The organism is Serratia sp. G204Y (assembly GCF_051172435.1).
GTDB lineage: Bacteria > Pseudomonadota > Gammaproteobacteria > Enterobacterales > Enterobacteriaceae > Serratia > Serratia sarumanii.
On record NZ_JBPIZA010000001.1, the window covers coordinates 1,766,005 to 1,780,789 of the forward strand.

Annotated in this window: 13 protein-coding genes; 6 read left to right on the top strand and 7 right to left on the bottom strand. The window is 61.5% G+C overall.

Annotation, left to right across the window (positions count from 1 at the left end):
* Positions 1–163 precede the first annotated feature (163 nt).
* A complete protein-coding gene (locus tag ACSBQQ_RS08610; protein WP_230200357.1) occupies positions 164–847 on the bottom strand; it encodes a helix-turn-helix transcriptional regulator in 684 nt (227 codons plus the stop codon).
* 375 nt (positions 848–1,222) lie between these two features.
* Here ACSBQQ_RS08610 and ACSBQQ_RS08615 point away from each other — a divergent pair, with 375 nt between their 5' ends.
* From ACSBQQ_RS08615 to ACSBQQ_RS08640, 6 genes are read left to right on the top strand one after another with little or no spacing between them, the layout of a single operon-like run.
* Positions 1,223–1,756 carry a fimbrial protein gene (locus tag ACSBQQ_RS08615; RefSeq protein WP_015377562.1) on the top strand — a complete coding sequence of 178 codons (534 nt, stop codon included), beginning with the start codon at positions 1,223–1,225 and terminating at the stop codon, positions 1,754–1,756.
* Positions 1,757–1,815: 59 nt separating this feature from the next.
* Positions 1,816–2,568 (top strand): fimbrial biogenesis chaperone, encoded by a 753-nt coding sequence (locus ACSBQQ_RS08620; protein WP_223182005.1) that lies wholly within the window; start codon positions 1,816–1,818, stop codon positions 2,566–2,568.
* 20 nt (positions 2,569–2,588) lie between these two features.
* The gene (locus ACSBQQ_RS08625; RefSeq protein ID WP_060428521.1) at positions 2,589–5,123 is read left to right on the top strand and encodes a fimbria/pilus outer membrane usher protein; all 2,535 of its coding nucleotides are present in this window, start codon (positions 2,589–2,591) and stop codon (positions 5,121–5,123) included.
* Between the two features lie 29 nt (positions 5,124–5,152).
* Positions 5,153–6,493: a fimbrial protein gene (locus tag ACSBQQ_RS08630; RefSeq protein WP_033638147.1), complete on the top strand. Its 1,341-nt coding sequence runs from the start codon at positions 5,153–5,155 to the stop codon at positions 6,491–6,493.
* Positions 6,493–7,242 (top strand): fimbrial biogenesis chaperone, encoded by a 750-nt coding sequence (locus ACSBQQ_RS08635; RefSeq protein ID WP_060424999.1) that lies wholly within the window; start codon positions 6,493–6,495, stop codon positions 7,240–7,242. The genes ACSBQQ_RS08630 and ACSBQQ_RS08635 overlap by 1 nt, the downstream gene beginning before the upstream one ends.
* Positions 7,243–7,286: 44 nt before the next feature.
* Complete coding sequence (locus ACSBQQ_RS08640; protein WP_060425000.1) at positions 7,287–8,153, top strand: hypothetical protein; 867 nt, start codon at positions 7,287–7,289, stop codon at positions 8,151–8,153.
* A 5-nt stretch (positions 8,154–8,158) separates the two neighbouring features.
* Here ACSBQQ_RS08640 and ACSBQQ_RS08645 read toward each other — a convergent pair whose 3' ends face one another.
* The 6 genes from ACSBQQ_RS08645 to ebgA all read right to left on the bottom strand — a co-directional run bounded on the left by ACSBQQ_RS08645 (position 8,159) and on the right by ebgA (position 14,638).
* Positions 8,159–8,752: an ATP-dependent Clp protease proteolytic subunit gene (locus tag ACSBQQ_RS08645; protein WP_060428519.1), complete on the bottom strand. Its 594-nt coding sequence runs from the start codon at positions 8,750–8,752 to the stop codon at positions 8,159–8,161.
* A gap of 43 nt (positions 8,753–8,795) precedes the next feature.
* Positions 8,796–9,125 carry an SRPBCC family protein gene (locus tag ACSBQQ_RS08650; RefSeq protein ID WP_033646406.1) on the bottom strand — a complete coding sequence of 110 codons (330 nt, stop codon included), beginning with the start codon at positions 9,123–9,125 and terminating at the stop codon, positions 8,796–8,798.
* Positions 9,122–9,436: an ArsR/SmtB family transcription factor gene (locus tag ACSBQQ_RS08655; RefSeq protein ID WP_033646407.1), complete on the bottom strand. Its 315-nt coding sequence runs from the start codon at positions 9,434–9,436 to the stop codon at positions 9,122–9,124. The genes ACSBQQ_RS08650 and ACSBQQ_RS08655 overlap by 4 nt, the downstream gene beginning before the upstream one ends.
* A 102-nt stretch (positions 9,437–9,538) precedes the next feature.
* Positions 9,539–11,041 carry an amino acid permease gene (locus tag ACSBQQ_RS08660; RefSeq protein ID WP_033646408.1) on the bottom strand — a complete coding sequence of 501 codons (1,503 nt, stop codon included), beginning with the start codon at positions 11,039–11,041 and terminating at the stop codon, positions 9,539–9,541.
* A gap of 58 nt (positions 11,042–11,099) precedes the next feature.
* A complete protein-coding gene (locus tag ACSBQQ_RS08665; protein ID WP_060428517.1) occupies positions 11,100–11,552 on the bottom strand; it encodes a beta-galactosidase subunit beta in 453 nt (150 codons plus the stop codon).
* Positions 11,549–14,638 (bottom strand): beta-galactosidase subunit alpha, encoded by a 3,090-nt coding sequence (gene ebgA / locus ACSBQQ_RS08670; protein ID WP_060435797.1) that lies wholly within the window; start codon positions 14,636–14,638, stop codon positions 11,549–11,551. Before ebgA ends, ACSBQQ_RS08665 begins: the two co-directional genes overlap by 4 nt.
* Positions 14,639–14,785: the final 147 nt, after the last annotated feature.

The following is a 14,785-nucleotide window of genomic DNA, read 5'->3' on the forward strand; positions in this document are numbered from 1 at the left end:
TTGCTCTCGGCTGCCGGAAACGGAAAAATCCACGCTTCGGCGTGGATTTTTGTTTTTATCTCCCCAGACTCAGACTCTCCCATTTCCCCCTTCCACGCCGAGGGCCGGTTTGCCGCCGAGTGACCGGCGAATCGCTGCCGCTGCAAAACCCGCTAACGGCGCGCTACAGCAGCGCAATCATCTTCAGCAGTTCCACCCGATTGCGGATGCCGAACTTTTTGCCGGCGTTATTGAGGTGCGAATAAACGGTTTTCGGGTGCAGGTTCAACCGCCGCGCGGTCAGGCGAATATCTTCCGTGCGCGCGGTTTCACACAGCACCGCCGCCTCGCCAGGCGTGATTGCCGCCGCCCGATGCCGGTTCATCATGCGCCGCTCACCTTCCTCCTCACGGCAGACCAGCGCCGCGCAGGTCTCTCGCACCACCTGCAGCGTTTCCCGTTTGTGCAAAATCGCATCCGGCTGCGCCGCGGCGATAAACGCCAGGATCAGCGGCGAAGTCTTATCGATAAAGAACAGTAACCGGACATCTTTATATTCACCACGTGAATATTTAATGAAATTTAAATACGCCTCGAACCGGTAAATCTCCTGAGGAAACTCCGTAATAATTAAATCAGGCGCCGGAATTATATTTTTAATAATATTCATATTGGGTGAGGATAAGGTTATCACGCCGCCGCCCAGTAATGTTTTCATACCCAGCCGGCACAGCGGTGAACCGTCGATATAAATCACTCTCACTTTAATTCTCCTTATCAGCATGAAAGCATGCTTCCACACCTCAGGCGGCTTGTCGCTGCTCTTTTTTGGGGTAATTCGCCTGCAAAGCACACCGATATAAAACATCTTGATAACATGTTTCTCAAATAATCACGCAACCGTCAGCATGTTGATTAATACGCAAAAAAGGCATGAATGTTTCAAATTATTTCAACAGAAAAAACTGGCGATCCAATAAAAACGCAACGCAATGATATAGATCTATTTTCTATTTTGTATGATATAAGCGAAAATGAAAAAAAATGTAACAACGGGCACCATAACCTTATTGCCTTATTCAAAACATCTATAGGGAAAATTCTTAGTTTGTTAGGATGAAAATCCATGTTTGCCGACGCGTTTAAAAAACAATTGCGCAACATGATTAATCAACAACCGCACGTCAGTAATTTATTACTGTCAGGAAAGCTTTTATCTAAAGTAAATTAAAGGGCATTTCACATGAATGTTAAATTAGTCGCATTATCCATGCTGGCTCTCTCCGGCGCCTGTGCGGCCGCTTCGTCCAATACGGTGCAATTTAAAGGCGAAGTCAGCACGCAAACCTGCTCGGTGAATATTAACGGTAACCAATCCAATCCGGTCGTTCTGCTGCCGACCGTCGCCGCCAGCAAACTCGCCACCAAAGGCGCCACCGCCGGCGACACCACCTTCACCGTCAACGTGACCGGCTGTGCGGCGGCAACCAGCGATACGGCGATCAAAACCGTGCTGGCGGGCAACAACCCGACCACCAACGGCAACCTGGGCAACGCGGGCGATGCGGCCAAGGTGTCCATTCAACTGCTGGACAGCGACGCCACTACGCCGCTGTCGTTCGCCAGCGGTTCGACCGTCACCACGTCGGCGATGACGCTGGCGAAAGACGCCACCTCCACCTCACAGAACCTGGTGGCTCGCTACTACGCGGAAGACACCGGCGTGGCGGCCGGTTCGGTGATCGCCACCGCACAGTTCGCCATTAGCTACAAATAAGCCGGCGTCAGGCGCCATACCTGTTGATACCAGCGCCGCCTCTCGCCGGGCGGCGCTGAATGACTCGCTCCCTTTATCGGTTCACGTTTATGCCGCAGATAACCCGCTCCGCCCGCCGATGGGCCGCCCTGTCGCTTTGCCTGATGAGTTTTGCCGCTACCCACGCCTCGGCCAGCGTGACGCTGCTCGGCAACCGCGTGATCTACCCCGCCGAGGCGCGGGAAAAAACGCTGCAGTTCACCAACGACGACGGCACCCCGGCGCTGATGCAGATCTGGCTCGACATCAATAACCCCAAATCCACGCCGGAAAACGCCGATGCACCTTTCGTCGCCTCGCCGCAGATCTTCCGCATGAATCCGCACAGCGGGCAGATGGTGCGGCTGTCGTTCGTCGGCCAGCCGCTGCCGCGCGATCGCGAATCGCTGTTCTATCTCAACTTCCTGCAGGTGCCCGCCGTGCGCCAGACGGACAGCGACAAGAACAAACTGCTGCTGGTGGTCACCAATCGGCTGAAGGTGTTCTATCGCCCCGCCGGGCTGGCCGGCGACGCCAACCACGTCATCGATCGGCTCAGCCTGCGCCAGGCCGGCAACGCGCTGCGCGTCGACAACCCGACCGGCTACTACGCCAACGTCAGCCAGGCCGCGATCCTGAGCGGCGCGAAGCGCATCGCCATCCCGCAGGCGGATCTGATCCCGCCGTTTTCACAGGCCAGTTGGCCGGTGAATGGGGAGGTGCGGCAGGTCGCACTGCGCGTCATCAATGACTATGGGGTGGAAATCTCACGCACCCTGAACGTCGCGCGCTGACACCAGACAGGGAGGTTTTCATGTTCGATGCTTGCAAGGCGACGCCGCTGCCCGCACGCTGGTGTTGCGCGCTGCTGGCGCTGCCGCTGGGCTGCGCCGCCGCCGACGGCTATACCTTCGATCCCGCGCTGCTGCGCGGCAGCGTGCTGAGCAACAGCGCCCTGAGCCAGTTCAACCAACAGGACGCCGTCGCTCCGGGCAGCTATCAGATCGATCTGTACCTCAATGGCCAGTTTCTCGAACGCGATCAAATTCGCTTCGTACGCGCAGGCAAGCAGGTGCTACCCTGTTTCGATCGGCCGCAGCTGGCGCGCTTCGGGTTGAAAAATCCGCCGGCGGCCGCCGAAGCGGAATGCCTGCTGCCCGGCCGGGATCTGAAGGACATCACGGTGAACGCCGATATCTCGCGGCTGCGGCTGGATCTGAGCATTCCGCAGGCGCTGTTGAACGGCCGGCCGCGCGGCAGCGTCAATCCCGCCAGCCTGGACAGCGGCGAATCGATGGCCTTCGTCAATTACAACCTCAACCAGTACCACGTCAGTTACCGACAGGGGCAAACCCGCGATCTCGACTCGACCTACGCCAACCTGAACGGCGGCTTCAACCTCGGGCTATGGCGCTACCGCCAGCAGTCCAGCTACCGCTACGATCGGGAGTTCGGCGGCCATCTGGACACCAGCCGCCGCTACGTGCAGCGCGCGATCTTGCCCTGGCGCAGCGAAATGCTGTTGGGCGAAGGCTTTACCGACGGGCACTTCTTCTCCGGCCTGGGCTTTCGCGGCATTCAGCTCAGTTCGGACGACCGCATGCTGCCGGATTCGCAGCGCGGCTATGCGCCGGTGGTGCGCGGCGTGGCGAAAAGCAACGCGCGCGTGACGGTGCTGCAGGGCAAAAGCACGCTGTATGAAACCACCGTCGCGCCGGGGCCGTTCGCCATCAGCGATCTGTACGCCACCAACTACGCCGGCGATCTCAGCGTGGTGGTGACGGAAGCCGACGGCAGCGTCAGCACCTTCACCGTGCCGTTCGCCGCGGTGCCGGAATCCATCCGCCCCGGCCAGTCGCGCTACTCGGCGATCGTCGGCCGTTCCCGCTACGTCGGCGACAACGATCTGTTCAGCGAAGTGACCTGGCAGCACGGCCTGACCAACGCCCTGACCTTCAACCTCGGCAACCAGTTGGCGGACGGCTATCAGGCGATGATGCTGGGCGGCGTGTACAGCAGCTGGCTGGGCGCGTTCGGCATGGATACCACCTATTCCCACGCCAGCCTGCCGGACGGCGGCGCCGCCGGCTGGATGCTGCACCTCTCTTACAGCCGCACCTTCAGCCCGACGGACACCACCTTGTCCATCGCCGGCTACCGCTACTCCACCGAAGGCTTTCGCGATCTCAGCGACGTGCTCGGCGTGCGGCGCGCCGCCGCCACCGGCCAAAACTGGCAATCCGACTCTTACCGCCAGCGGTCGCGTTTCGAGGTCGCCGTCAATCAGGGGATGGGGGCGTTCGGCAGCCTGACGATGTCCGGCTCGACTCAGGACTACCGCGATCAGCGCGGCCGCGACAATCAGCTCCAGCTGGGCTGGGGAAAAACCTTCGGCAACGGCGTGGCGCTTAACCTCTCCGTCACCCGCACCCGCAGCCTGGGCTACAGCAACGGCGACTACCGCGGCTACGGGCCGTTGGATAACGTCTACAGCGCGCCGCTGGCGCAGAGCGCGCAGACCGTCACCGCCCTGTCGCTGAGCTTCCCGCTCGGGCGTTCATCATCCGCCCCCAGCGTCTCGCTGTTGGCCAACCACAGCCAGGGCCAGGGCGGCAACTATCAGGCCGCGCTATCGGGCAGCGTCGGCGACGAACAGCCGGTCAGCTACGGCCTGAACTTCACCACCGACGACGATCGCCAACAAAGCATCTGGGGCGGCAACCTGCAAACCCGTCTGCCTTACGCCAACGTCACCGGCTCGTTCTCCACCGCACGCCAGTATCGACAAGGTTCCCTGTCGCTGCAGGGGGCGGTGGTGGCGCACCGCGGCGGCGTGACATTAGGGCCGTATGTCGGCGACACCTTCGCCCTGATCGAGGCGCCCGGCGCCAGCGGCGCACGGGTGATGGACGGCCAGGGGGCGCGCGTCGATCGCTTTGGCTACGCGCTGGCGCCGTCGCTGGTGCCCTATCACTACAACACCGTCGCGCTGAACCCCGAGGGCATGAACGACAAAGCGGAGCTGGAAGACGGCCAGCGGCGCGTCGCCCCGTACGCCGGCGCCACGGTGCGCCTGCGCTTCAACACCGTGCGCGGCCAAGCGCTATTGATCACCGCGCAGCGGCCCGATAACGCGCCGATCCCGATGGGCGCCAACGTCCTCGACGCAGCGGGCAACAGCGTGGGCATGGTCGGCCAGGCCAATCAGGTGTATCTGCGCAGCGACCGGAATGCCGGCGCGCTGACGCTGAACTGGGGCGACGCGCCCGGCCAACAATGCACGCTGCATTACCGTCTGCCCGCCGGGGAAGACGGCCCGATTCAACGGCTCAGCGCCCCGTGCCGCTAGCCCGTTCACACTGATTCTCAGGAGAGACGATGAAACGCATTTCTTACCCGATCGCCGCCCTTGCTCTGCTCGCCCTGTCGCTGTGCGGCGCGCCCGCCGCGCTGGCGCAATGCACCCGGGTCGCCCCCTGGATCGATTCCGGTTGCGATCCCTGCGGGGTGGGCACGGCGCTGGGCCGGGTTAACCTGACCAGCACTTACCTGCAGCCCGTCGGCACGCCGCTGGGCACCAGCGTGTTCGATCTCACCTCCGGCACGCGCTATCCCGATCCCAACAAAGTGTTGTATGAGTGCGACGCCGGCGACGCGGGACAGATCTATGAAGTCTTCGCCACCAACGGCGACGATCGCGTCGGCGGCTATTACGATCTGGGCGCCCAGGACGGCAACCCCAACTACTACGCCACCTACTTCCCTTACGTCGGCATCCGCCTGACCCATCTGGATTCCGGCAAGGTTTTTACCCGCTACTGGCAGTCGGCGCCGATTACCCGCTACGCCACCGTCGGCAGCAAAATTCAGATCCGGGTGAAAGACTTCAGCGCCATCCGTGCCGACCTGATCCGCATCAGCTCGCTGCCGGGCGCGGGCGCCAGCAACTACTGCGGCTACAGCGCCGGCAACCCGCTGGTGGGCATGGCCTCGACCACCGGCAATTCGAACTATACCTGCACGCAGCCGAACGGCTATGTCACCTTTCAGGGGCCCGGCATCGCCTCGGATCCTATCGGCAGCGATTCCGCCACCAACTACGCCACTTGGGGCACCGGGCGCTGGAACGCGATGGGCATGGGCACCGCACCGATCTCCTCATTGACCTATACCGCCACCTGCGTGGCGCGCAACGTCACGCCGCTGGTGATCCTGCCGACCATATCCGTCAGCCAGTTGACCGCCGGGCAAACCTCACAGGCGCAGTTCACCATCAATATCGAATGTGACAATGCCGCCGTGTCCGGCGTCAGCAGCAACAATACCGCCCTCGGCCTGCAGGTGCCGTATGAAAGCTATGTCGCGGCGCAGCAGCTCGGGCTGGTCAGCGCCAACGGCGGCGTGAGCTACCTGCTCTCCAGCGGCTACGGCACCGACAGCAGCGTCGCCACCGGCGTGGGCATCGCGCTCGCCAACGCCGGCAACGGCGCGCCGATGAACTTCGTCGGCTGGGCGCGCTGCAGCGCCGGGCAATGCCCGCAGGGCAACGACGCCGGCTGGTATCCGGTGCTCAACGGCGCCAGCGGCGGCGGCAGCACCGCGGCGGGGTTCACCCACTACACCACCCAGCTCACCGCCACGCTCGCCCGGCTGCCCGGGCAAACCGTCACCGCCGGCAAAGTGGACGCCAGGGCCTACGTCTGGGTTAAGGTGCAATGATGAGAAAGAAATATCTGACGATCGGATGCGCCCTGCTGCTGGCGCTGGCGGCCATGGGCGCGCAGGCGGGCATCATCGCCTCCGCCACCCGGGTGATTTTCCGCGAGGGCGACACGGAAAAAACCCTGATGTTGCTCAACACCAACGGCTATCCGATCGTGGCGCAAACCTGGGTCGATAACGGCGACGTCAACGCCGCCCCCGAACTGTCGCGCGCGCCGTTTGTCACCCTGCCCAGCGTATTCGCCCTGCCGCCTTCGGCGCTGAAAGGGCTACGGATCCTGTTTGCCGGCGCGAACCTGCCCACCGACCGGGAGTCGGTGTTCTGGCTTAATCTGTATGAGATCCCGCCCAGCCAGCCGACCAGGCCGCCGCTGACGTCGCGCGTGACGCTGGCGATGAACACGCAGATGAAAATCTTCTACCGCCCCAAAGCGCTAAAGGGAAACGCCGAAAACGCGGCCGAGGCCGTCTCGTTCTCGCTGCAAAAATCGCCGGGCGGCTATCTGCTGCGCTGTCACAACCGGTCGGCGTTTTATCTCTCCTTCGCCCGCATCGCCGTGCAAACCGGCAGGCGCGATTACCCGGTGCGGCAAGAAAGCGACATGATGACCGCACCGTTCAGCATGCGGGATTATCACCTCGACGGCGTTGCGGCGCCGACGCTCCCTTCTCAGATCACCGTTCAGGCCACCTTCATCAACGACCAGGGCCAGCAGATCGTCAAGTCATACACAGCAACCCCATAACGATAAAAAGCAGTACATTTTTTAAGTACAGGAAATAGGGAAAAATGAGTCTAAGCAGATTCCAGCTACAGTTTCACCTGGAGAAACAGGCCAACAACATCAGGCAGTCACCGGCATTTCATACCGCCATCGTCAAACACGGGGAATTATTGAAGGAGACCTACAAGAAGCATCCGCTGTTTTACAAAATCATCTTCAGGAACAGCCGGTTCATCATTTGTTCCACCATCCTGTCCATTTACTACCACCAGCCCGCCGCCGGGCTGAAAGACATCAAAGCCTTTTTTAAAGGGAAGAACATCATCAGCGAGAACTCCCTGGACTCCTTTCTGTTCTTTTTGCGGGTCGGCCGCCGGCTGGAGGTCAAACCCTGTGAACATGACAAGCGCCAACTGCGCTATAAGCCTACGCCGCACGCGCTGGCGGAAACCCAAGCGCTGATCGCCTCGATGGCGCGGCCCTACCAGGCGCTGGCGCCACAGATGCCCATCGCGGCGCTGCTGGCGGCGCCCGACTTTCTGCCCACCTTTTTCGCCGCCTACGGGCAGCTGATGCTCAAGGAGATTTACCTGATCGATCTGGTGCCGCAATCCGGGCTGTTTATCAGCAAGGACGCCGGCCACATGGTGCTGCTGATGCTGCATATCGAAAGCATCCGGCAGGACTCCCCCTTTCTGCTGCTCTCCTCGGCGAAAATCGCCAAGTCGTGCTCCGTCTCACGCGCGCACGTGAATCGCATTCTGCAGGCGGCGGAAAAATCCGGCCTGCTGACCACCACCAATAACGTGGTGATCGAACTCAACAGTTCGTTCTTTATCATGGCGGAGCGCTATTTCAGCCTCTATTTCGCGATGGTCGAATTCGGGCTTGAACGAGTTTGGCACACGCCGCAGGCCACCGAGCCCCGCTGAGCCGTTTACTTTTCCCGCAGCACCCGATCGATCAACCCCCAGGCCGCCGCTTCGTCGGCGGTCATAAAGCGATCGCGATCCAACACCCGCTCCACCTCTTCGTAGCTGAGGCCGCAATGTTTGGCGTACAGCCGGATCACCGTGTCTTTGGTGCGTTTCATCTCTTCGGCATGAATCAAGATGTCGGAGGCCTGCCCCTGAAAGCCGCCCAGCGGCTGGTGCACGTGCAGGCTGGCGTTGGGCAGCGCCATGCGGTGGCCCGGCTCTCCGGCCATCAGCAGGAACGAGCCCATCGAGCGCGCGGTGCCCATGCACAGCGTATGCACCGGCGCGCGGATATACTGCATGGTGTCGTAAATCGCCAGCCCGCTGGTGATCACCCCGCCCGGCGAGTTGATGTACAGGTGGATCGGTTTCTCCGGGTTTTCCGCTTCCAGAAACAGCAGTTGGGCGCACAGCATTTCGGCCACGTCGTCGTTGACTTCGCCATTGAGGAAAACGATCCGGTCGCGCAGCAGGCGCGAATAAATATCAAAGGAACGTTCTCCCCGGCTGGTCTGTTCCACCACCATCGGGACGAGCATCATCTTCTCACGCATCGGTGAACTCCTGGGTTGGCAAAAGGGAAATGAATTTAACGCGTCAGGCGGCGAGCATCATCGTCACCGAACCGTCATTGGCGGCGTCGAGCTGGTGGATAATCCGCAGCAGGCTGCCGCCAGCGGCGTCCGGCACTATCTGCAGCGTCACCACGCTTTCAAGGAACGGCGGCCGGTCGTCACGCAGACGGTAGCTCACCGCTTCGCCCGGCGTGGCGGCCAGCGGTTCGGCCTGCGCCAAATCCCCCGGAGGCAGCCACTGCTCGCGCAGCTCGGGAATGCTGAGCGCTCGCCACACTTTTTCCGGCGGCGCATCGAGCGAATACTCCAATATCAGCCGATCGCGCGGCGGCTGCTCAGCCTGTTTGTTCATTGATCCATATCCTTCAGCAAGGTTTGCAACGCGTCGATGCGCGCCGGCCACCAGGCGCGGTACTTCGCCAGCCAATCGGCGATCTGCGCCAGCCCTTCCGGGTCGACCTGGTAATTGACGAAGCGCCCCTGCTTCGTCTCGCGCACCAGCCCGGCATTGCGCAGCACCGCCAGGTGTTGCGACATCGCGGACTGGCTGATGGGCAGCCCTTCGCGCAGCGCGCTGGCGTTCATGCTGCCGACGGCGAGCTTGTCGAAGATGGTGCGGCGAGTCGGATCGGCCAGCGCCTTGAAGATGTCATTTTCGTTCATACAAATACATTAGTATTCACTTATGTATTATGCAAGCGCCAGGGCAGGATTTTTGCGCAAAGCGAGACTCCGCGCCGGAGCACGGAGCCGATAGAGGAGAAATTACAGCGGTTTATTGCAAACGGGCGTGGTCAGCGCGGATTGCCCGGCCTGCGCCCCTTCCTGCGCTTCGAGCACGAGGCGCGCCAACGGCATGTCTTCGTGGTAGCGCGCCTCGGCGCTCAGGCTTTTCGCGTAGCGGTTGTACTTCCACCAGGCGTAGCCGAGGAACACCACCAGCCCGCCGACGTTATAGAACACGATGGTCATGATGCTGGCGCCGGTCGGGAACGTCGAGGCGAAGAAGCCGACGGTGAAGATGGCGATCAGCACGCTGACGATGGCGATGCCCTGCAGGCGCGAGCCCATTTTGAAATCGCGCGCCACCCGGTCGTACTTCAGGCGCAGATTCAGGTAGGCCAGCATGATGAACAGCGGCGGCAGCATCGAGGCCGCGGCGGTCATGTTGATCAGCGTGTTCATCAAATCCTGCACACTGCTGGAACCCAACGTCGGGATCAGCATCAGCGGGATGACGATGAAGAACTGGATCCAGGCGGCGCGCGTCGGCACGCCGTGCCGATTCAGACGAATGGTTTTCTCGCCGAAAATGCCCTTCGGGATCTCGGTGAAGAAAATCTTCACCGGCGCCGCCGTCCACATCAGCAGCGAGCCGAACATGGCGGTGAAGGAGACGATGCCGACAAAGCGGTTCATCAGCACAGTCGGCAGGCCGAAGTGCGCCGACAGGCCTTCGAACACCTGCACCGTGCCGCCGGTGAAATGCAGGTCAGCGCGGTGGACGAACACGTTGATCAGCAGCGAAGACACCGAATACAGCACGCCGATGAACAGCCCGGAAACGATGATCACCTTCACGAAGGCGCGGCTGCCGCCTTTCACATCGTTCACGTACACCGCCACAGACTCCGCCCCGCCCGCCGCCTGGAAGATCCAGGCGGTAATGCCGAGGAACGCCCAGTTGAAGTTCGGCGTCATCGCCTGCACGTTGATCGGGTCGGCCGGTTCGATGCCGCCCAGCACCGCCGCGCCCGCCAGAACGATGTAGGAAAACGTCAGCAGCAGCATCAGCGACGAGGTCACCGAGGTCATCGGCCCCAGCAGTTTTGCGCCGCTGTTGGAGATGTAGGTCGAGAAGGCGAACAGGAAGATGCTGATGATCGCCGTGGTCAGCGGGGTAAACACGTAGTCATAGCCCAGGAACGCGTAAGAAGCGTAGGCGATGACGCGCGGCAGCAGCGCGGTGAAGAAGAACAGGTTCACGAACCAATAGGTGTAGGCGGTGATAAACGCCCAGCGCCCGCCGAGCGCGCTTTTCACCCAGGCATAAACGCCGGCCTCGGAGTTGCGGTTGAGCGAGACGAACTCGGCGATGATCAGGCAAAAGGGAATGAAGTAAATGATGGTCGCCACCAGGAACACCGGCGACGAGGCGACCCCGAGCTGAATATTGTTGTTAATCACGTTGTTGAAACTGAACACTGCCGCAAACGTCATCGACAGCAGGCCAAACTTGCCGATGGTGTTTCTGTTCGACGCAGCCATAGAGATTCTCCGAATGGTGTAGGGGACTTCGGTTTGTTGTTATCGATCGGCGAGTGCGCTATTTGTTAACAAAATAGCTGTCTTCCACCGTCACTTTTAAAATGACTTTTTTTACCTTGCCGCTTTCTGTGAAGCGGTGAGCCTGGTGGTTTTCGAAGATCGCCACGTTGCCTTTGCCGACCTGGCGCCTCTCGCCTTCGCCGCTGAAAAACTCGCGGTCGGTTTCGTCCTGATAGGGCGCCACCGTCGTCAGCGCCCGTTTGTCGGCAACCTCGACGGTCTCTTCCCCCTCGAGGTAATAGTGCACGTCGAAGTAGCGGCGGTTGCCCTCCAGCCAACCGTGCTGGCGGCCGGCGCCGACGCTCAGCCGATACGTCAGCGAGTCGCCGATCGAATGGCACACGTTCGGGCTGATGCGATCGATATTGGCGATCGCATCCATGCAGCGCAGCCACTTCTTGCCGCTGTGATAGATGCGCTGGAACTCCGCCAGGGATTCGAGAATGATCATGCGTTTTCCTCCGCAGACTGCGGGTGGTGGTGAGCGGGCGCGAAGTCATAACCGGCGAGCGCGGCGCCCTGCGTTTGCCGCCCGTCGAACGGCACCAGCGTGAAACCGTAGCTGAACGGCGCCAGATAGACCCGGTGGGTATCCAGCACTTCGGAGCCCCAGGAGTTGGAGCCGAGGCCGAGGATCTGGTCGTCCAGGTTCAGCGTCAGGCAGTCGCTCGGTGCCAGCTCGTTGATGTGCTGGGCCTGGTGCAGCATCTCGGCGCTGTAGGGCCACAGGCTGAAATTGATCGGCCGTCGCGGCTGGATGAAGATCCCCTTGCCCGCCGCGTCCTGCAAACTCAGCCAGCGCACGTCCTGCCGATTGCCGTTGTCCTGCGGGAACGGATAGTGTTCGAACAGCGCGTCGGCGCGCTGCCGGTAGTGGCCGATCAGGTTGGCCCGGCAGCTGTCGCGGTAGTTCTCGCCCGGCCCGCGGCCGTAGTATTCCACCTGTTCGAAACGGCGGCTGATGCCGAAATCGAGGCCGATTTTCGGGATAATCTGGCGGAAATCGCCGTAAGGCTCACCGGCCAGATCCAGGCTGACGTAGCCCTGCGGGGAGATGCGCCAGCGGTAGGTGCAGCGCATGCCAAAGTCGAACACCGGCGGCGCGATCAGGCTATGTACCTCGATCAGCAGATCCTCGCCCTGCCATTGCCGAGTGAGGCGGCGGAAGTGCTGCTGCATGATGGGGAAGTGATGCGGCAGCCAAATCCCCTCATATTCCTGTTTATGGTTATCGATCACCGGTTTGAAGAAGGTGATGCGCGGCGCGCGCCCCACCACTTCTTCATCGTCTACCCGCCACGACAGCAGTTCGCCGCTCAGCAGCGAGAACGCCAGCTGGAACCGGCCGCCGCTGACGATCAGCCGATGATTTTCCTCGCGGCATTGCAGCGCCGGCGCATCGGCCGGTGGTGGAGCCGGTCGCCGCGTCGCCGCCCGGCGCAGATGCTGATAATGTCCCAGCCGCTGGCCGCTCTCGCTGTAGCGGGTGGCGCTATCCTTATGCACCGCCACGTCGATCAGCGTTTCCCCCTGCCCCAGCGCCAACACCGGCAGGTGCATGTCTTCGCTCTCGCCCGGCTGCAGGTGCGGCAGCTTGAATTCGTAACTCGCCACCTGGCGGCCGTCGGTCTTGACGCTGACCTTCAGCGTGATGTCCGCCAGCGAGCTGAACCAATAGCGGTTTTTCACCCGCAGCACGTCGCCTGCGCCTTCCTCCGCCGTCACCTCCACCGGGCACAGCACCTGCTGGTATTCACGCAGGCCGGGGCCGGGGCGCTGGTCCGGGTAGATCAGGCCGTCCATGCAGAAGTTGTAGTTGTTCGGGTAGTCGCCGTAATCGCCGCCGTACTGGTAGCGCTCGCGCCCCTGTTCGTCGTGGCTCAGCAGCCCGTGATCGCACCACTCCCAGATGTAGTGCCCCTGCAAACTGGCGTGGCGGTTGAACACCGACTGGTATTCGAACAGCCCGCCGGGGCCGTTGCCCATCGCGTGGGCGTATTCGCACAGGATGCGCGGTTTGGGGTGCGGGTATTCGCCGAAGGCGTTCATCATCGCCACGCGGGAATACATGGTGCTGATCACGTCGGTCACTTCGGCGTCGCGATCTTCTTCATAGTGGATCAGACGGGTCGGATCGAGCGCCTTGCAGCGCCGGGCCATGGCGCGAATGTTGCAGCCGTAGCCGGACTCGTTGCCCAGCGACCAGATGATGATCGACGGGTGGTTTTTCTGCGCCGCCACGTGGCGCTCGATGCGTTCGACGTAGGCCTGCTCCCAGCGCGGATCGTCGGTAATGCGGCTCAGATCGCCGACGTTGGCAAAGCCGTGGCTTTCCAAATCAGTCTCCGCCATCACGAACAGGCCATAGAGATCGCACAGCTCGTAAAAGCGCGGATCGTTGGGGTAATGGGCGGTGCGCACCGAGTTGATGTTGTGCTGCTTCATCAGCACGATATCGCGCTCCACCCGCGCCATATCGACGGCGCGCCCTTTGCGGTGATCGTGATCGTGCCGGTTGACGCCGTGCAGCTTGAGGTAGCGGCCGTTGACGTACATCAGCCCGTCGCGCACCGCAATCTCGCGGAACCCCACCCGCTGCGGCACCACGCCCAGCAGGTTGCCGGCGCCGTCATACAGGCTGAGCAACAGCTGATACAGATAGGGATTTTCCGCATTCCACTGCTGCGGGCGGCTGACCGGCAGTTCGAAACGGCAGCTCAGCGCCCGCTCGACGCGCAGATCGTCGCGCCACTGCTCCGCCACGCAGCGATCGCCGTCGAACAGCTGCGCCTGCAGGCGGCAGCCCTCGGCGGCCTGCACACCGAGATGGCGCAGCTCGGCATCGATCGCCAACTGCGCGTCGCAATAGCGCTCATCGAAGGTGGTGACCAGCGTCAGATCGTGAAGGTGGGTAGCGCTCTGGCCGATCAGATAGACGTCGCGGAAAATGCCGGCCATCCACCACATGTCCTGATCTTCGATGTAGGTGGAGTCGGCCCACTGCATCACCCGCACCGACAGCAGATTCTCGCCCTGCCGCACATAGGGGCTGATGTCGAACTCGGCGCACAGCCGGCTGCCCTTGCTGAAGCCGACATAGTCGCCGTTGACGTACACCTCGAAGTAGGTTTCCACGCCGTCGAATTTGATCAGCACTTGCTGATCTTGCCAGCCGGCGTCGAGCGTAAAGTGGCGTTGATAGGCGCCGGTGGGGTTATTGGTCGGCACGTAAGGCACGTCGATCGGGAACGGGAAGCCCTCATCGGTGTACTGCAGGTGGCCGTGCCCTTCCAACTGCCACATGCCCGGCACCGCCATATCGCCCCAGTCGTTCATCGGCTCTCGGTAAAATGCCGCCGGCACCTGCGCCGGGTGCTCGAAGAAGCGAAAGCGCCAGCGGCCGCTCAGCAGTTGGAAACGCCGGCTGGCGTTGCGATCGAAGCTCAGCGCCTGCCCGGCGTCCGCGTAGCTGAAGAAGCTCGCGCGCGGCGCCAACCGGTGCTCCGACTGTTTTTCAATGTTTTCCCAATTATTCACGTCACGTCTCCCGACACCTGTGCAATGCGGAAACGATAGTAAATATTTAGTAAAAACTACAGTTGATATTTACCAAATGACGACAGGATCACAATAAATCTCAAAGGCCTTTTTTTATCATGACGTTAATTTTGAGCGCCAACGCCC

What these genes read in the sequence shown, in the direction of transcription:
- ACSBQQ_RS08620 (WP_223182005.1), top strand. Translation starts at nt 1,816, where the DNA reads ATGACTCGCTCCCTTTATCGGTTCACGTTTATGCCGCAGATAACCCGC.
- ACSBQQ_RS08640 (WP_060425000.1), top strand. Translation starts at nt 7,287, where the DNA reads ATGAGTCTAAGCAGATTCCAGCTACAGTTTCACCTGGAGAAACAGGCC.
- ACSBQQ_RS08645 (WP_060428519.1), bottom strand. Translation starts at nt 8,752, where the DNA reads ATGCGTGAGAAGATGATGCTCGTCCCGATGGTGGTGGAACAGACCAGC.
- ACSBQQ_RS08660 (WP_033646408.1), bottom strand. Translation starts at nt 11,041, where the DNA reads ATGGCTGCGTCGAACAGAAACACCATCGGCAAGTTTGGCCTGCTGTCG.
- ACSBQQ_RS08655 (WP_033646407.1), bottom strand. Translation starts at nt 9,436, where the DNA reads ATGAACGAAAATGACATCTTCAAGGCGCTGGCCGATCCGACTCGCCGC.
- ACSBQQ_RS08665 (WP_060428517.1), bottom strand. Translation starts at nt 11,552, where the DNA reads ATGATCATTCTCGAATCCCTGGCGGAGTTCCAGCGCATCTATCACAGC.
- ACSBQQ_RS08635 (WP_060424999.1), top strand. Translation starts at nt 6,493, where the DNA reads ATGAGAAAGAAATATCTGACGATCGGATGCGCCCTGCTGCTGGCGCTG.
- ACSBQQ_RS08650 (WP_033646406.1), bottom strand. Translation starts at nt 9,125, where the DNA reads ATGAACAAACAGGCTGAGCAGCCGCCGCGCGATCGGCTGATATTGGAG.
- ACSBQQ_RS08615 (WP_015377562.1), top strand. Translation starts at nt 1,223, where the DNA reads ATGAATGTTAAATTAGTCGCATTATCCATGCTGGCTCTCTCCGGCGCC.
- ACSBQQ_RS08610 (WP_230200357.1), bottom strand. Translation starts at nt 847, where the DNA reads ATGTTTTATATCGGTGTGCTTTGCAGGCGAATTACCCCAAAAAAGAGC.
- ACSBQQ_RS08630 (WP_033638147.1), top strand. Translation starts at nt 5,153, where the DNA reads ATGAAACGCATTTCTTACCCGATCGCCGCCCTTGCTCTGCTCGCCCTG.
- ACSBQQ_RS08625 (WP_060428521.1), top strand. Translation starts at nt 2,589, where the DNA reads ATGTTCGATGCTTGCAAGGCGACGCCGCTGCCCGCACGCTGGTGTTGC.